This is a genomic window from Streptomyces sp. NPDC055400 (assembly GCF_053644375.1).
The window spans coordinates 283,431-298,381 of record NZ_JBSHLM010000003.1; the positions used below are offsets into that span (position 1 = coordinate 283,431).

Here is a 14,951-nt window from a genome sequence, read left to right on the forward strand (position 1 = left end):
CGCATGTGTCGAACAAATATTCCCATACGTGGGGAGGCGCTGCACGTGTCAAGCCCGATGATTCTTTCCGCATCGCCGCTGACCAGCGGTTACACCCGGTACGACGATGAACTCGACTGGCGCAGGTCCGCCGCCTGTGCCGGACTACCCCAGCGTCACGTCTTTACACGGAGCCCCTCCGAAGCCGCACCTACGTTGCGAGTCTGCAATCAGTGCCCGATCAGGGCGGAGTGCGAGGCCGTGGTCGACCCGGCCCACACCTGGTTCGACGGTGTCTGCGCGGGGCGGCTGTGGCGCAACGGACGAGTGGTTGATACGGACACACCGGAAGAGAGCGAGGACAGGCGATGACCGCAGGTGCGCGTACCGACAACGAAGCCCTGGCGTGGTTACGCGCCCTCGCCGAGCGATTCCCTTTGCTGCTCGCCGAGTTGGCGCCGTCGCCCGCCGCCGGGACCCCGCGGCCGGGCAGCCCCGGCAGCCAACGCACCGGAGGCGGCCGCGCCCCGCTGCGGCTCTACGTCTCCGACACCCTGCGGGACGTGACCGACGGCGTGGTCGAGCTGGAGGAGGCGGTACGCGAACGGCTCGCGCTGCGGCCCGCTCGGCCCGCCCCCGTGCCCGTACGCCTGCGCCGCCTCGCCGAACTCCTCGACCGGGTCGCCGACGCCCCTGATCTGTACGCCCACGTGACCAGCGAGGCGCGGCGGATGGCCGGCCGGTGCGCCCGGGCGACCGGCGACCCGGAGCAGCTCGTGCGGATCCCCGGGCGCTGCCCCGCCTGCGATTCCGTGTCGCTGCGGGCCCTGCCGGAACGGGCCGTCGTGATGTGCGTGAACCCGGTCTGCCGTCACGTGCTCGACGCGCTCCACGAGGAGGGTTCCGAATGACGTACGTGACCGGAGACCTGGCCGCCACCGAAGCGGGGGTGGCCCCCGCGACCATCCGCAAGTGGGTGCAGCTCGGGCATCTGCGGACGGCGGGCAGGCAGGGGCGGCGGAGGCTGTACCGGCTTGAAGACGTGTTCGCCGCGGAGCGGGTCGCGCACGGCAGGAGCGAGCGACCACGTCGCGACGAGTGAACCGCGAAGAAACACAGGGAGAGGGCCCGTCGATGGCACGTCGACGGGCCCTCTCCCTGTGCCTGAAGTCAGGCGCTGACCAGACCGGTTGCGGGATTCGGCCCCCCGGATCACACTTGAAGCAGCGGCAGAGCTGCGCCCACCACCCGGGCGGCGGACCTGCCGCTTTGTGTTGCCCGGACCCTTGCCCGGACTCCCTCGTCGCGGTCGCGGTCCGGGCACGAACCCACCCCAACCTCCCTTCTCCGAAGGAGAGTCCATGTGGCCGTTCTGAACTTTCCCGACGTCGAGATGCTCGTCGTCACCTTCCTCAAGAACCGCGCCGAGCTGGCCGGGACGACCGTAGACAACCGGCCGCCCAGCGGCTTCGACGGCACCCAGCAGGTCGTCCTCGTCTCGCGCACCGGTGGTACGTGGATCGACGACCTCTACCTCGACCATCCGATCGTCGACCTCGAGGTGTACGCCGCCGGCAAGACGACGGCCCACACGATCTCGCTCGCCGCACGCGCCTGCGTCCATGAACTCCAGGGCACGGCCTACGGAACGGCGATCGTGACCGACGTGTCGGAGGCGGAGGGGCCGCGCTGGTACCCCGACTACAACCGTCCCGCGAGCAACCGCTATCTCACCCGGCTCCAGCTCTCCATCCGCCCTGCCTGACCCGCTCATCCGGCAATCCAGACCTCGTGAAGGAGCCACCCCATGGCCTCTCCCAACACCAGCTCCCAGATTCGCGTCCCGGGTACCGGCAAGGTGCTCGTCGCCGCTTACAACCCGACCACTCCGGCCGCCGCGCCCGCCGACACCGGTGTTCCCTGGGCGGCCGCGTGGACCGAGCTCGGATACACCTCCACCGACGGCGTCAAGCTCGCCAAGAAGGACAAGATCGACCAGGTGGACGGCTGGCAGTCGGTGAGCGCGCTGCGTTACATCTACTCCGACCGCGAGCTCACTCTGAAGTTCCAGCTGATGCAGTTCAACAAGAACACTCTGCCGTTCTTCATGGGCGGCGGTGCCACGGCGACCGCGCCGACCCCGGCCGAGGCCGGCACCTACAAGTACGACCTCACCACCAACCCGGCCGCCGACGAACGCTCCCTCGGCTTCGAGTTCACCGACGCCCAGGGCGGCACCGCGGTCGTCTACCGCCTGATCGTCCCGCGCGGCCAGGTCACGGACACCGAGGAGATCTCGATGACCCGCACCGGGGCCATGAAGCTCGGGATCACCTTCACCGCGTTCGCCCAGGACGACACGACGAAGCCGCTGGCGACGTGGCTGATGAAGGACGGGGCGTACGCGTAACGGGTCCCGCCCGGCACCAGGAGGCCCGGCGCGCATCCCATGCGCGCCGGGCCTCGGTCGCCCCCCTGTCTTCGCCAACACACCTGATGGGAGCACCTCATGCCCGGATTCGACGTCAACGCCGCCCGCGCCCAGCGCCTGGAAGCACTCGGCCGCGCGTGGACCTTCGACCTCGACGACGACTCGTTCGAGCTGCCGACCGAACTCAGCCGCGCCGTCGCCCGCAAGCTGCGCGACCTCGACGACAACGACGTCGACGGACTCCTGCGACTCCTCCTCGGCGAGCAGCAGTTCACCCGCTTCGAGCGCCACGACGTCACGATGCAGGACATCGCCGCGATCCTGGAGGCCTACGGCAAGGAGACGGGGCTGGGCCTGGGGGAAGACTGAGCCTCGACGCGCTCGTCGAAGAGCACGCCGAGGCCATCGAGGCCGATCTGCTGCGCCACTACGGCGTGGACCTGCTGGACTGGTATCGGGGGCGGCTGTCGTCGCGGCGGCTCGCGGTGCTGGTGCGGCACCTGCCACGCGACAGCGCACTCGCCCGCGAACTCCATGGAGAGTCCGCCGACTGGTCGGCCACCGAGCATCTGCTGGCGCACATCGCGGATCAACTCGCCGACGCGAACTGGATGTTCGCGACCGTCAACCGCGACGAGGAATCGGAGCCGCTGGAGTTCCCCCGTCCGTACCCGCGCCCGGGATCCACGGACGAGGCTGCCGAGGATTCCCCGACGCAGCCGGCACCCGCATCGGACGAGCCGAATCCGGCGGAGCTGGCCCGCTTCTTCGGGAGCTGACCGACGTCGTCAGTCCCGGCGCATCAAACGCTTGATCCTGCCGGGCCGCTCGGGTTCGGGTTCCTCCGGCGGGGCGGGCTCCACGACTTCGACGAGTCGGCTCACCGACACACGGAACGACGCCGTCCACGAGACCCAGCCGGACTTCTCTCTCCCGGCCACGAACCAGGAGTCCTCACTCAGCTGATGAATTTCCCGCACCAAACTCTTGAACCGCAAATCTTGCTCGTGCGTGCGCGCAATCTCAAGGGCTGCGCGTCGCGCGTCTTCCTTCACCCCTTCTACATGTCGCACTTTGCACCTCGATTCATATTCTTCGAGGATTACGTACCACACATCATGCTCATCCATGAAGGCCTCGCTGACTGCCGCGCCGGGAAGGCGGATCGATATGGGAAATCCCGGGAAGACTCCACCCGAAGCCAATTTCCTGGACCGGGTGACCTGGATCGACAAAGCGGACTACGAACGAACGAAGTCTAAAGCCTACGCGGCTTCGACCACAGCCACCGGGATCAAGAGTGACATCACCCTGCTGAAAGCGGAGCTGACCGGCTTCACCGCACTCTCCATCGGCTACTCCCTGTTCAAGATCGACGAAAAGGGGATCTCCTACCGCGGAAAGATGCTTTATGCGGCCAAATATGCAGATATGGCCAAACACCTCCAGGTCAAGACGGAGCGCCTGGAAGAGAAGACGATCAAGGATCACGCGAAGCTCGAGACGCAGGTGTCGCAACTGGCAGAACTCCGGGCCGAAAGGTCCGGGCGCGAATCGGCCGCACAGGAGGCGGTCGGGCGCCGTAACGAGGCGGCTCGTATTCACCGTGATTATCCGCACGAAACCTCGGGCGAAAACCTGAGAGCGGCGGAAGCCGAAGTCCAGAGGACGCGCCAGGAGGTCGAGAAAAATAATCGCCAGATAACCGTGGCCCGGCGCCAGGCCAGGGCGTCTCTCGCTGAACTGCGGAAGACTGCGAAGAAAGCGAAGGAGCAAAGGGAGACCTTTACGGCAGAGAAAGAACGACTACAAAAAGGCTCCGAAGACATCCACGATTCTCTGGATGCAATAAAGAACAGCATCAACGGCGTGTCCGCCGCAGCCGCCGGCCCCTGAGTGCATCACCCCACAATTCATTGGTGGAACCGTGAATCTGAAGCAGTCTCTCAATCAGGCGACAGCAAGCCTCGGCAAGCTGCGCAGCGCGGTATCGCAGACTTCTTCCACCCTCAAGCAGTTGCAGAGCTCCACCGGCACGGCCTCGACCGCCGTCGGGAGGATCAAGTCGTCCTCGGGGCAGGCCGACCCCGCTCTGACCAAGCTGAAGGGCGGAACGGACAGGCTCAGTGGTTCGCTCAACAAGCTGCGGACGTCGGCCACTCAAGGTGGCTCACAGCTCGGCAAGGTCAGGTCCACCGCCTCCCAGCTGGACAGCGGCGTCGGGAAAGCCCGGACCACGACCGACAAGTTCAAAACCTCCCTAGATCACCTCAAGTCCTCCTCCACCAAGGCCAACACCGCCCTCCGCGACGTAAAACGCCAGTCCGACTCCGTGGAGAAGTCCGTCGGCAAGGCCGGCAAGTCCGCGACCGGCAGCGGGAAGTCGATGGGCGGGCTCGGCAAGGGGCTCAAGGGGGCGACCCTCGCCCAGAAGGGCCTCAACACCGCCATGAAGGCCAACGCCTTCGGGCTGATCATGGCGCTGCTCGCGCCGATCATCGGACAGTTCATCAACATGGACAAGGTGTCCAAGGCCCTGGCCGCGGGCGTGAAGTGGGCCTGGAATGCCATCTCCGGGGCCATCAAGTCGCACGCCGGGCCCATCAAGGGCGTGATGAAGGGCATCGTCAACTCCTTCACCGCCCTGCCCCGCGCCTTCATCAGCGGCATCAACGCCATGATCGGCGGCCTGAACGGGATTCACGTCAAGATTCCCGGCTGGGTACCGGTCTTCGGCGGCAGGGAATTCGGGATCCACATCCCCAAGATCCCCAATATTCCGACGCTCGCCGAGGGCGGTGTCGTCGCCGCCCGCTCCGGTGGCCGGCTCGCCGTCGTCGGGGAGGGCGGCGAGGCCGAGGCCGTCATCCCGCTGTCCAGGCTCAGCGCGATGCTCGGCCATCACCCCGGCGGCGGCGCCGCCCTGCACCGGCTCGCCGCCGCCGTCGAGGCGCTCGCCGACCGGCCGGTGCATGTCGCGGTGGACTCGCAGATCATCGCCCGCGCCGTCCAGGTCGGACAGCGCCAGCTCGCCCGGAGGTGAAGGGAACGACATGACCAGGAACCTGTGGATAGGGAAGCCCGGCGCGCTGCGCGAGATCGAACAGGCGGCCAAGAGCTGGGACCGCACGGCCGATCTGAACGTCACCGAGTTCAAGTCTCTGGAGGGGACTGTCACCACCGTCGCGCCCGCGCGGACGGTACGCCGGCTCAAGTTCTCCTGGGACACCCTCCCCCCGGAGGACGCCCAGCATCTCGCCCGGCTCGCCCGAAGGGTCAACGGGCCCGGATTGCAGGGAAGCCCGAAGACCTCGTACGGGCCCGTCGTCGTCATCGACCCGGCCGCCGGCAATCTTCTCGACCCGTACCAGGCCGCCGCCCAGAGCGATTCGCCCAGCGGCGCCGACCACTGGTTCACCGTGCAGGGAACGATCGCCATCGGCCCTTTCATCGGGGACACCGTCGTCGGCGACTGCCAGGACCCCGCGACGCGGATCGGGTGGCGGCACGGCACCTGGAGCGGCTGGCCGGTGGCCCCGGGTCTGCCGGTGTCGTGGCTGGTGCCGCCCGACTGGAATCCGGCTGCCGCCGCGGCCCAGCTGGACTGGAAGGACGCCGACGGGGCCTATCTCAGTACGAGTTACGCCGCCGGGAACAACGTCACCGGGACCGCCCCGGCCGGCGCCGCCTTCGTCACGCCGATCGCCTCGCCCGGCGCCACCGGCATCGTCGGCCTCGCGGGTGCCTGCCTGACCATCGGTGAGGCCCCCGTGGCCTTCGCCCTCGGCGACGGCTGTCCGGCGATGAGCGTGACCGCGTACAGCGACGCACCGGCGAGTCCGCTGCCGTACCGCAACGTCAGCATCGATCTGGTGGAGGTGCGCGGTGCAGAGCTCTGACGACGACGCCCTCGACGCGGCACTCACCGCGCCCGAGCGCACGCCGGACCACTCGACCCGGCTCGGCGGCCGGGAGCTGGGCGGGCAGGTGCAGTCGTGGAAGGTGGAGCGGGCCTACGCGACCGATCTGCCGGACGCGATGCGTGCTGTCTCCGGCAGCGCGTCGGCGCAGCTGGAGGTGCAGCTCGGCGGCTCCGACGCGGTCCCCGCGCCCCGGCTGTACTCGGCGTGGGCGCCGCGCTCGACCTCCGATGTCGTACGGCCAGGTCAGTCCGTGGTGCACACGGCGGGTGTGGCGGGCCGCACCGTCCCGGCCTTCCGCGGCACCGTCCGCACCCGGCAGGCCGCGTCCGGCGGCGACACCGTCGTCGTACAGGCCCTGGACGGAGCCGAGCGGCTGCGCGGTCCTGCCCAACTTCCCCGCCCCTACCACGGGTTGCTCTACGGAAAGCCGGTGGCGACCACCGCCTGGTGCGTGGACGAGCTGCTGCGCCAGGGCGGCATCCACACCTGCCCGCCGCCGCGCGCCCCCGCCCCGGCCGACGACCCCACCCAGCCGTTCACCGCCCTGTACGCCTCCCTGCACGGCGGCTTCAACGCCACGCACGGCCAGCCGGAGACGCTGCCCGACCCGTCCGCGTACAGCTGGATCCGGGACGGGGCGCCGCACGAGATGGCGCTCCTGCCCGCGGCTGCGGGGCTGACCGTGTCCTGGATGCCGCGCTCGCGCTTCACCGTGTCCGGGAAGGTGTTCCAGGCGGAGGTCCACGTGAACACCGCGCTGGTCAAGGGCAGCATCGTCGAGGTGAAGCTGGTCTTCGACCGCAGCGCGGGCGCCTACGGCTACTACACCGGCACCTTCGACATCTCCACCGGACAGGTCAGGATCACTTCAGGCACGCTGAACGGCTCCGGCTGGATCTTCTCCTGGACGTTCAGCAAGCTCGGCTCGCTGCGCGGCGCCTGGCATCTCGGGTTCGCCGTGGACACGAGGGCGGGTGGGTCATCGGTCCTCGCCACCGTGAAACCGCGCTTGACCGCTCCCGACGGCGAGTACCTGGCCGGCAGTCCGGGAACCTACGTGGACGCCTCCGCCGGGCAGCCGCCTTCAGAACTCCACCGCGTCGACCTCAAGACGGACATGGCAGTCGAATGTCTGCAGGTCACCGACCGCTCCTGGCCCGACCTCGACTCCTACAACGCAGACGAGTGGGACATGAAGGGCCGTTGGAAGAAGGGGGCTGTGCTGGATGAGGCAGACGTGCCGCTGTACGACGTCCCGCAGGTGTCGGGGTCGCAGTGGGACGCGCTCACGGAGATCGCGCGGGCCACGATGTCGACGGCCGAGTTCGACGAGCAGGGCGTCTTCCGGTGGCGCGGGGCCGGCCGGTTCCGCACGGTGCCACCGCGCCCCGATCTGACGGTGACCACGCGCCGCTCCGTCGCCGCGCTCACCGTCTCCGAGGAGATCGACGCCTGCCGCAACTACTGCCGGCAGCCGTACGCGGACTGGGCGGGCATCACCAGCTTCAACGGGGAGACCGTGCCCGACACCGTGGTCCGGGAGATCAAGCCGGGAGCCGTGGTGGAGGTGCGGTACACCGTCGCCGAGGACGAGAACGACATCGGCCCGCTCCAGATCGACGACGACGCCGCCCCGATCACCGGCCACAAGGTGCGCTTCGGCAGCGCGGCCACCGGCGGCACCTCGGTCAAGGGCAGCGTCACGGTCAGCTCGCTGCGCGACGGCCCGGACTACGCCGTCCGTTTCATCAACCACGGCAGCGCGAGTGTGTGGACAGTGACGAAGGACGGCAAGCCGTCCGTCCAGATCGTTCCGCAAATCCGCTCCGGCCAGTCCAAGCAGCGCACCTTCGCCTGGTACAACACCACGAGCCAGGCGTACTACGGCAAGCAGGTCTACGAGGCCCCGGCCTCCGCCTGGGTGCAGTCCCGGCAGTCCGCCGACACCCTCTCGCACGCCATGCTCGACGCCGGCCGTTTCCCGGTGCCGGTGCTCGGAGAGGTGGAGGTGCTGCACGACCCGCGCATCCAGCTCGGCGATGTCGTACGGGTGGTGGACACCACCGGCGCCGCGCTCGACACGCTCGCCTGGGTGGTCGGCGTCCGCACCACCTGCCAGGCCGGATCGGCGCCGCAGCAGACACTGACACTGCGCGGCACCTCGTACAACGGTGTGCCCCTCGACCCCGGCCTCACCCCCGACCCGCCGGTCGATCCGGTGTACGGCACGCAGCGCACGTACGGGGAGATCACCGCGGCCTACGCGACGCTCGACCAGCTCACCGCGACCGGACTCACGTACCGCGAACTGCTCGCGGCCACCGGAGGCGCGACATGAATGAACTGCCCCCTGAATCACAGGAGTTGGAACCGGCCGACGAGGGGAACGTGGCGCTCCCGGTCCCCGTGGACAGCCCCGCGGCCACGTCCGGCGACGGTGCGTCGCCCAGCGAGACACTCCCGCCCGCACTGCCCGCCTGAGCCCCACCGGAGGAGACCCATGTCCCTGCTCACCCCGCTCGGCGGTCTGCCCTACCCGCAGCCGGCCGACGCCGCGAACATCCCCCTGCACCTCCAGTCCCTCGCCGAGGCGGCGGACGGCCGCACCGTGTTGCGGTTCGCCGACGCGGCGTCCCGCGACGCGAAGGTCGTCGCGCCGGTCGCGGGCATGCTGGCCTGGCTGAGCACACCCAAGCAGTTCACGTACTACACGGGGACGGCGTGGGCCCAGCTCGCGCCCGGCCCCGTCCACAAGGCCAACACCACGACGGGCACGACGACTTCGACTGCGTACGTCGAGACGCTGACCGGATCGACCGGCGACCCGACGACCGTCACCTTCGTCGCCCCGCCGTCCGGCGCCGTCCTGATCACGCTCGGCGCACGCGCCAACAGCTCGGCTGCCACGGCCTGTTACGCGTCGGCGAGCGTCAAGAACGGCACGACCACCGTGCTCGCCGCCGCCGACTCCCGTGCCTCGATCGCCACCGGCACGAGCGCGATATCGGCCTCGACCCAGTTCCAGGTCACGGGTCTGACCGTGAACACGGCGTACACGGCGACACTCGCCTACAAGTCGGCCGCCACCACCAGCACCGCGACGTTCACCAACCGCTTCGTCACGGTCACCAGCGTGTGAGGAACCCGCCCATGGCCACACCCCTGACCGCATACGCCCTCGCCCGTGCCCTGCGCGACGAGGGCGTACGCCTGAGAGAGCACGCCAACTGGCAGACGCACAACCGCAATCACAAGGGCCCGTGGGGGCCGGTGAACGGCGTCATGCTGCACCACACCGCGGGCAGCGACAGCCTCACCCTGTGCCGCGACGGCACCGCCGCCCTTCCCGGACCGCTCTGCGTCGGCCTGGTCGCGAAGGACGGCACCGTGCATCTGGTCGGTCACGGCCGCACCAACCACGCGGGCGCGGGCTCGTCCGCCGTGTACGCGGCCGTGCGCGCCGAGCGGGCTCTGCCCTCCCCGCCGGGCCCGGACGCCGTCGACGGCAACACCCACTTCTACGGCTTCGAGATCGAGAACCTGGGCAACGGCAAGGACCCGTACCCGGCGGCCCAACTCGCCGCCGTGGAACGCCTGTCGGCAGCTCTGTGCCGGGCGCACGGCTGGACGGCGGCGAGCGTCATCGGGCACAAGGAGTGGACCCGCCGCAAGATCGACCCGTCGTTCTCGACGGTCGGGATGCGGACGCGGATCGAGGCGCGGCTCGGCGTGCGCCCCGTGCCCGCTCCCGCTCCTGCGTTCGTGGCCTTCCCGGGCACCGCGTTCTTCGTGCCCGGCCGCCGCAGCGAACTGATCACGCGAGTCGGGCGGCGCCTGGTCGCGGAGGGCTGCGGCCGCTACCGCGTCGGCCCCGGGCCCGTGTGGGGCGAGGCAGACGTCCTCTCGTACGCCGCCTGGCAGCGCGGGCTCGGCTACGCGGGCGCGGACGCGGACGGCATCCCGGGCAGGGTGAGCTGGGACCGGCTGCGCGTGCCGGAGGCGGGTCATGAGTGAACAGGTCGACGTGGCCCTGGAGCTGGAGCGGCTCCGGCGCTCCGTCGATGTCGGGTTCGCCGCCACCCAGGGCAATCTGGCGCTGGTGCTCCAGCGCGCCGACCAGACGGACAAGACGCTGGGTGAGCACGAGGACCGCCTCGACGCCCTGGAGCGCTCGCGCTGGCCGCTGCCGTCGCTGGCGGCGCTGACGTCCTGCGCCGCACTCGTGGTGGCGCTGTGGGAGGCGGCGGGACGGTAGGCGCACACGAAGGGGCCCGGAGGCGACAGCCTCCGGGCCCCTTCACGTGTGTACACAGGTCAGTTGTGCACCGGTCAGTCCTGCGGCCGCTTGGGCCTCCACACCACGAGCGCGCTCGTCTGCTGGACCTCCTGGTACGGGACCAGGTCCCGGCGGTACGAGGCGTGGACGGCCGCCTCGCGCTGCTGCATCGCGGCGGCCGCGCCCTCCACCGCGGAGGACAGCTCGGCCACCCGGGCCTGCAGCGCAGCGACCTGGTTCTCCAGTTCGATGATGCGCTTGATGCCCGCGAGGTTGATGCCCTCGTCCTGCGACAACTGCTGGACGGTGCGCAGCAGTTCGATGTCGCGGGCCGAGTAGCGCCGGCCCCGGCCCGCCGTGCGGTCCGGGGAGACCAGGCCGAGACGGTCGTACTGGCGCAGGGTCTGCGGATGCAGCCCGCTGAGCTGGGCGGCCACCGAGATGACATAGACCGGAGTCTCGTCGGTCAGCTCGTAGGCCCTGCCAACAAAGGGACTCTGTCGTCGACGGCCGTCCATACGCTCATGCTCCCTTCGCGGCCTGGAACAGTTCTGCCCGCGGATCGGTCTCCGCAGTCGCCTTTCGGTACGCCTCAAGGGCGTCCTTCGCGGTGTCGGTGAGATCCGTGGGGACCGCGACCTCCACCGTGACGAGCAGATCGCCACGAGTTCCGTCCTTGCGGACGGCGCCCTTGCCGCGGGCCCGCATCGTCCGCCCGTTCGGCGTGCCCGGGGGCAGCTTGAGCGTGACCGGGGGCCCGCCGAGCGTGGGGACCTTGACCTCGCCGCCGAGCGCGGCCTCCGGGTAGCTGACCGGGACCGTGACCGTGAGGTTGTCGCCCTTGCGGCCGAAGACCGGGTGGGAGTCCACGTGCACGACCACGTACAGGTCGCCCGCGGGGCCGCCCCGCTCGCCCGGTGCGCCCTTGCCGCGCAGCCGGATGCGCTGATTGTCCGAGACGCCGGCCGGGATGCGGACCTGCATCGTCCGGGAGGACTTCGCACGGCCCGACCCCTTGCAGACCTCGCAGGGGGTCTCCGCGATCAGGCCGCGGCCCTTGCAGTCCACGCACGGGTCGGTCAGGGAGAAACCGCCGCCGCCGCCGCGCGAGACCTGGCCCGTGCCGACGCAGGTCGGGCACACGCGCGGTGTGCCGTTCTTGTCGCCGGTGCCGGAACATGCCTTGCAGGGCGCCTGCGACGACATGCGCAGCGGCACCGTCGCCCCGTCGACCGCCTCGGTGAAACTGAGGGTGACCTCGGACTCGATGTCCTGACCGCGGCGCGGCTGCGTGCGCGTGCCGGTGCCCGCGCCGCCCCGGTTGAACAGGCCGCCGAAGACGTCCCCGAGTCCGCCGCCGAACCCGCCGGCGCCCCCCGCCGTTCCGCCCTGGGCGCCGCCTCCGAAGAGGTCGCCCAGGTCGAAGTTGAAGGAGCCGCCGCCCGGCCCGCCCGGCCCCGGACGGAATCCGCCGTTGCCGAACAGGGTGCGCGCCTCGTCGTACTCCTTGCGCTTCTTGGGGTCACCGAGGACGTCGTTCGCCTCGGAGATCTCCTTGAAGCGCTCCTCCGCCTTGGCGTTGCCCTTGTTGGCGTCGGGGTGGTTCTCACGGGCGAGCTTGCGGTACGCCTTCTTGATCTCGGCGTCGGTGGCGTCCTTGGGGACGCCGAGGACCTTGTAGTAGTCCTTCTCGATGAAGTCCTTCGTGCTCATCCTCGACGTCCCTCCTCTCGCTGCTCACTGCCCTCAGCCCTCGTCCGGGCCACCGCTGTCCTCGTCGTCGGCGGCGGCCGATTCCCTGTCCTTGGCGGACTCGCCCTTGGCCGGCTGGGCCCCGGGCTGCGGCTCGGCCACGGCCACCCGCGCGGGGCGGATGGTGCGCTCGCCGATCCGGTAGCCCGGCTGCAGAATCGCGACGCAGGTCGTCTCGGTGACGTCCGGCGCGTACGAGTGCATCAGGGCCTCATGGATCGTCGGGTCGAAGGGCTCGCCCTCCTTGCCGAACTGCTGGAGCCCCATCTTGGCGGCGACCATCTCGAGCGACTCGGCGACCGACTTGAAGCCGCCGACCAGCTCGCCGTGCTCGCGGGCACGGCCGATGTCGTCGAGTACGGGAAGAAGCTCGGTCAGAAGGCCCGCGACCGCGACCTCCTTGACCGTGACCCGGTCCCGCTCCACCCGGCGACGGTAGTTCTGGTACTCGGCCTGGAGCCGCTGGAGGTCCGCGGTGCGCTCGCCGAGCGCCATGCGTACCTGGTCCAGCTGCGCCGTCAGACCTACGTTCTGAACCGTCGAAGCGGCTCCTGCTGCTGCGTCCCCGGCCGGGGACGCCCCCTCGCCCTTGTCGGGCGAGGGAGCGGCCTTCGGCTCGGCGTCGTCGGGGGTGGCGCCGGAGGGGACGTCAGGCTCGTCGCTCTCGCTGAAGCCCGGGGTCTCCTCCGTCACGCGGCACCGTCCTTACGGTCCTCGTCGACGATCTCGGCGTCGACGACGTCGTCATCGGCGGCCTTGTGGTCGTCGCCCGGGGCTCCGGCCTCGGGACCGCCCGCGGCCTGCGCGCCCTGGGCGTCGGCGTACATGGCCTGGCCCAGCTTCTGCGAGACGGCGGCGACCTTCTCGGTGGCGGTGCGGATCTCGGCGGTGTCCTCGCCCTTGAGCTTCTCCTTCAGCTCGGCGATGGACTCCTCGACCTCGGTCTTGACCTCGCCGGGGACCTTGTCCTCGTTGTCCTTGAGGAACTTCTCCGTCTGGTAGACGAGCTGCTCGCCCTGGTTACGGGTCTCGGCGGCCTCGCGGCGACGGTGGTCCTCGTCCGCGTACTGCTCGGCCTCCTGGCGCATCCGGTCGACCTCGTCCTTCGGCAGCGAGGAGCCGCCGGTGACGGTCATCTTCTGCTCCTTGCCCGTGCCCAGGTCCTTCGCGGTCACGTGCATGATGCCGTTGGCGTCGATGTCGAAGGCGACCTCGATCTGCGGGACACCACGCGGGGCCGGCGGCAGACCGGTGAGCTCGAACATCCCGAGCTTCTTGTTGTACGCCGCGATCTCGCGCTCGCCCTGGTAGACCTGGATCTGCACAGACGGCTGGTTGTCCTCGGCCGTCGTGAAGATCTCGGAACGCTTGGTCGGGATCGTGGTGTTGCGCTCGATGAGCTTCGTCATGATCCCTCCCTTGGTCTCGATGCCGAGGGACAGCGGGGTCACGTCGAGGAGCAGGACGTCCTTGACCTCACCCTTGAGGACACCGGCCTGCAGGGCGGCGCCGATGGCGACGACCTCGTCCGGGTTCACGCCCTTGTTGGCGTCCTGACCGCCGGTCAGCTCCTTGACGAGCTCCGCGACGGCGGGCATACGGGTCGAGCCACCGACGAGAACGACGTGGTCGATCTCGGAGAGCTGGATGCCCGCGTCCTTGATGACGTTGTGGAACGGCGTCTTGCAGCGCTCCAGAAGGTCGGACGTGAGCTGCTGGAACTGGGCGCGCGTGAGCTTCTCGTCCAGGTGCAGCGGGCCCTCGGCGGACGCCGTGATGTAGGGCAGGTTGATCGTGGTCTCGGTCGAGGACGAGAGCTCGATCTTGGCCTTCTCGGCGGCCTCACGCAGGCGCTGGAGCGCCATCTTGTCCTTGGAGAGGTCCACGCCGTGGCCGTTGTTGAACTGCTTGACCAGGTAGTCGACGACGCGCTGGTCCCAGTCGTCACCACCGAGGTGGTTGTCGCCGTTCGTGGCCTTCACCTCGACGACGCCGTCGCCGATCTCGAGCAGCGAGACGTCGAAGGTGCCGCCACCGAGGTCGAAGACGAGAATGGTCTGGTCGTCCTTGTCGAGACCGTAGGCCAGGGCAGCGGCCGTCGGCTCGTTGACGATGCGCAGGACGTTCAGACCGGCGATCTCGCCGGCCTCCTTCGTCGCCTGGCGCTCGGAGTCGTTGAAGTACGCCGGGACGGTGATGACCGCGTCCGCGACCTTCTCGCCCAGGTACGCCTCGGCGTCGCGCTTCAGCTTCTGCAGGATGAAGGCGCTCATCTGCTGCGGGTTGAAGCTCTTGCCGTCGATCTCGATGTTCCAGTCAGTGCCCATGTGGCGCTTGACCGAACGGATCGTCCTGTCGACGTTGGTGACCGCCTGGCGCTTCGCGACCTCTCCGACGAGCACCTCACCGTTCTTGGCGAAGGCGACGACGGACGGCGTGGTCCTGGCGCCCTCGGCGTTGGTGATGACGGTGGGCTCGCCGCCTTCGAGAACGCTGACGACGGAGTTAGTCGTGCCCAGGTCGATGCCGACCGCACGTGCCATTTCAATTCCTCCAGCATGACTACTTGAGTGGATCTGGCTCAAGGATG

Annotated in this window: 19 protein-coding genes; 14 read left to right on the forward strand and 5 right to left on the reverse strand. The window is 69.4% G+C overall.

The window, feature by feature from the left end:
• Window positions 1-347 precede the first annotated feature (347 nt).
• The 6 genes from ACWIGU_RS09410 (at window position 348) to ACWIGU_RS09435 (ending at window position 3,189) form a co-directional block, all read left to right on the forward strand.
• Window positions 348-890 (forward strand): hypothetical protein, encoded by a 543-nt coding sequence (locus ACWIGU_RS09410; protein ID WP_454399066.1) that lies wholly within the window; start codon window positions 348-350, stop codon window positions 888-890.
• Window positions 887-1,081 (forward strand): MerR family transcriptional regulator, encoded by a 195-nt coding sequence (locus tag ACWIGU_RS09415; RefSeq protein ID WP_356276658.1) that lies wholly within the window; start codon window positions 887-889, stop codon window positions 1,079-1,081. The genes ACWIGU_RS09410 and ACWIGU_RS09415 overlap by 4 nt, the downstream gene beginning before the upstream one ends.
• A gap of 261 nt (window positions 1,082-1,342) precedes the next feature.
• Complete coding sequence (locus ACWIGU_RS09420) at window positions 1,343-1,744, forward strand: hypothetical protein (protein ID WP_454399068.1); 402 nt, start codon at window positions 1,343-1,345, stop codon at window positions 1,742-1,744.
• Between the two features lie 42 nt (window positions 1,745-1,786).
• On the forward strand, window positions 1,787-2,389 hold the full coding sequence (locus ACWIGU_RS09425; protein ID WP_454399070.1) for a phage tail tube protein: 603 nt from the start codon (window positions 1,787-1,789) through the stop codon (window positions 2,387-2,389).
• 99 nt (window positions 2,390-2,488) lie between these two features.
• Window positions 2,489-2,779, forward strand: a complete 291-nt coding sequence (locus ACWIGU_RS09430; RefSeq protein WP_454399072.1) for a hypothetical protein — start codon at window positions 2,489-2,491, stop codon at window positions 2,777-2,779.
• A gap of 65 nt (window positions 2,780-2,844) precedes the next feature.
• Complete coding sequence (locus ACWIGU_RS09435; protein WP_454399074.1) at window positions 2,845-3,189, forward strand: hypothetical protein; 345 nt, start codon at window positions 2,845-2,847, stop codon at window positions 3,187-3,189.
• A 9-nt stretch (window positions 3,190-3,198) separates the two neighbouring features.
• On the opposite strand, the gene ACWIGU_RS09440 is transcribed toward ACWIGU_RS09435, so the two are convergent.
• Window positions 3,199-3,540 carry a hypothetical protein gene (locus ACWIGU_RS09440; protein ID WP_454399076.1) on the reverse strand — a complete coding sequence of 114 codons (342 nt, stop codon included), beginning with the start codon at window positions 3,538-3,540 and terminating at the stop codon, window positions 3,199-3,201.
• On the opposite strand from ACWIGU_RS09440, the gene ACWIGU_RS09445 reads away from it, so the two are divergent.
• The 8 genes from ACWIGU_RS09445 to ACWIGU_RS09480 are packed head-to-tail and all read left to right on the forward strand — an operon-like array spanning window position 3,539 to window position 10,588.
• Complete coding sequence (locus ACWIGU_RS09445; RefSeq protein ID WP_454399078.1) at window positions 3,539-4,306, forward strand: hypothetical protein; 768 nt, start codon at window positions 3,539-3,541, stop codon at window positions 4,304-4,306. The genes ACWIGU_RS09440 and ACWIGU_RS09445 overlap by 2 nt on opposite strands.
• Window positions 4,307-4,337: 31 nt before the next feature.
• A complete protein-coding gene (locus ACWIGU_RS09450) occupies window positions 4,338-5,453 on the forward strand; it encodes a hypothetical protein (RefSeq protein WP_454399079.1) in 1,116 nt (371 codons plus the stop codon).
• Window positions 5,454-5,463: 10 nt separating this feature from the next.
• The gene (locus ACWIGU_RS09455) at window positions 5,464-6,309 is read left to right on the forward strand and encodes a hypothetical protein (protein WP_454399081.1); all 846 of its coding nucleotides are present in this window, start codon (window positions 5,464-5,466) and stop codon (window positions 6,307-6,309) included.
• The gene (locus ACWIGU_RS09460; protein ID WP_454399083.1) at window positions 6,296-8,671 is read left to right on the forward strand and encodes a hypothetical protein; all 2,376 of its coding nucleotides are present in this window, start codon (window positions 6,296-6,298) and stop codon (window positions 8,669-8,671) included. The genes ACWIGU_RS09455 and ACWIGU_RS09460 overlap by 14 nt, the downstream gene beginning before the upstream one ends.
• On the forward strand, window positions 8,668-8,814 hold the full coding sequence (locus ACWIGU_RS09465; RefSeq protein WP_454399085.1) for a hypothetical protein: 147 nt from the start codon (window positions 8,668-8,670) through the stop codon (window positions 8,812-8,814). Before ACWIGU_RS09460 ends, ACWIGU_RS09465 begins: the two co-directional genes overlap by 4 nt.
• A 19-nt stretch (window positions 8,815-8,833) precedes the next feature.
• Window positions 8,834-9,472, forward strand: a complete 639-nt coding sequence (locus ACWIGU_RS09470; RefSeq protein ID WP_454399087.1) for a hypothetical protein — start codon at window positions 8,834-8,836, stop codon at window positions 9,470-9,472.
• An 11-nt stretch (window positions 9,473-9,483) separates the two neighbouring features.
• Window positions 9,484-10,347 (forward strand): peptidoglycan-binding protein, encoded by an 864-nt coding sequence (locus tag ACWIGU_RS09475; RefSeq protein WP_454399089.1) that lies wholly within the window; start codon window positions 9,484-9,486, stop codon window positions 10,345-10,347.
• Window positions 10,340-10,588 (forward strand): hypothetical protein, encoded by a 249-nt coding sequence (locus tag ACWIGU_RS09480; RefSeq protein ID WP_454399091.1) that lies wholly within the window; start codon window positions 10,340-10,342, stop codon window positions 10,586-10,588. The genes ACWIGU_RS09475 and ACWIGU_RS09480 overlap by 8 nt, the downstream gene beginning before the upstream one ends.
• 74 nt (window positions 10,589-10,662) lie before the next feature.
• On the opposite strand, the gene ACWIGU_RS09485 is transcribed toward ACWIGU_RS09480, so the two are convergent.
• Genes ACWIGU_RS09485 through dnaK form a run of 4 tightly spaced genes read right to left on the reverse strand, consistent with a single transcriptional unit; the run spans window position 10,663 to window position 14,904 of the window.
• On the reverse strand, window positions 10,663-11,127 hold the full coding sequence (locus tag ACWIGU_RS09485; protein ID WP_454399093.1) for a heat shock protein transcriptional repressor HspR: 465 nt from the start codon (window positions 11,125-11,127) through the stop codon (window positions 10,663-10,665).
• Between the two features lie 4 nt (window positions 11,128-11,131).
• Window positions 11,132-12,322 (reverse strand): molecular chaperone DnaJ, encoded by a 1,191-nt coding sequence (dnaJ, locus tag ACWIGU_RS09490; protein WP_356276699.1) that lies wholly within the window; start codon window positions 12,320-12,322, stop codon window positions 11,132-11,134.
• Between the two features lie 33 nt (window positions 12,323-12,355).
• Window positions 12,356-13,054, reverse strand: a complete 699-nt coding sequence (gene grpE, locus ACWIGU_RS09495) for a nucleotide exchange factor GrpE (RefSeq protein ID WP_454399095.1) — start codon at window positions 13,052-13,054, stop codon at window positions 12,356-12,358.
• A complete protein-coding gene (dnaK, locus tag ACWIGU_RS09500) occupies window positions 13,051-14,904 on the reverse strand; it encodes a molecular chaperone DnaK (protein ID WP_454399096.1) in 1,854 nt (617 codons plus the stop codon). Before dnaK ends, grpE begins: the two co-directional genes overlap by 4 nt.
• Window positions 14,905-14,951 lie beyond the last annotated feature (47 nt).

Excerpts from the sequence above, each read along its gene's own strand:
- dnaK (WP_454399096.1), bottom strand. The coding sequence starts at position 14,904 with ATGGCACGTGCGGTCGGCATCGACCTGGGCACGACTAACTCCGTCGTC.
- ACWIGU_RS09465 (WP_454399085.1), top strand. The coding sequence starts at position 8,668 with ATGAATGAACTGCCCCCTGAATCACAGGAGTTGGAACCGGCCGACGAG.
- ACWIGU_RS09475 (WP_454399089.1), top strand. The coding sequence starts at position 9,484 with ATGGCCACACCCCTGACCGCATACGCCCTCGCCCGTGCCCTGCGCGAC.
- ACWIGU_RS09470 (WP_454399087.1), top strand. The coding sequence starts at position 8,834 with ATGTCCCTGCTCACCCCGCTCGGCGGTCTGCCCTACCCGCAGCCGGCC.
- ACWIGU_RS09430 (WP_454399072.1), top strand. The coding sequence starts at position 2,489 with ATGCCCGGATTCGACGTCAACGCCGCCCGCGCCCAGCGCCTGGAAGCA.
- ACWIGU_RS09415 (WP_356276658.1), top strand. The coding sequence starts at position 887 with ATGACGTACGTGACCGGAGACCTGGCCGCCACCGAAGCGGGGGTGGCC.
- ACWIGU_RS09440 (WP_454399076.1), bottom strand. The coding sequence starts at position 3,540 with ATGGATGAGCATGATGTGTGGTACGTAATCCTCGAAGAATATGAATCG.
- ACWIGU_RS09445 (WP_454399078.1), top strand. The coding sequence starts at position 3,539 with ATGAAGGCCTCGCTGACTGCCGCGCCGGGAAGGCGGATCGATATGGGA.
- dnaJ (WP_356276699.1), bottom strand. The coding sequence starts at position 12,322 with ATGAGCACGAAGGACTTCATCGAGAAGGACTACTACAAGGTCCTCGGC.
- ACWIGU_RS09485 (WP_454399093.1), bottom strand. The coding sequence starts at position 11,127 with ATGGACGGCCGTCGACGACAGAGTCCCTTTGTTGGCAGGGCCTACGAG.
- ACWIGU_RS09410 (WP_454399066.1), top strand. The coding sequence starts at position 348 with ATGACCGCAGGTGCGCGTACCGACAACGAAGCCCTGGCGTGGTTACGC.
- ACWIGU_RS09480 (WP_454399091.1), top strand. The coding sequence starts at position 10,340 with ATGAGTGAACAGGTCGACGTGGCCCTGGAGCTGGAGCGGCTCCGGCGC.
- ACWIGU_RS09455 (WP_454399081.1), top strand. The coding sequence starts at position 5,464 with ATGACCAGGAACCTGTGGATAGGGAAGCCCGGCGCGCTGCGCGAGATC.
- ACWIGU_RS09425 (WP_454399070.1), top strand. The coding sequence starts at position 1,787 with ATGGCCTCTCCCAACACCAGCTCCCAGATTCGCGTCCCGGGTACCGGC.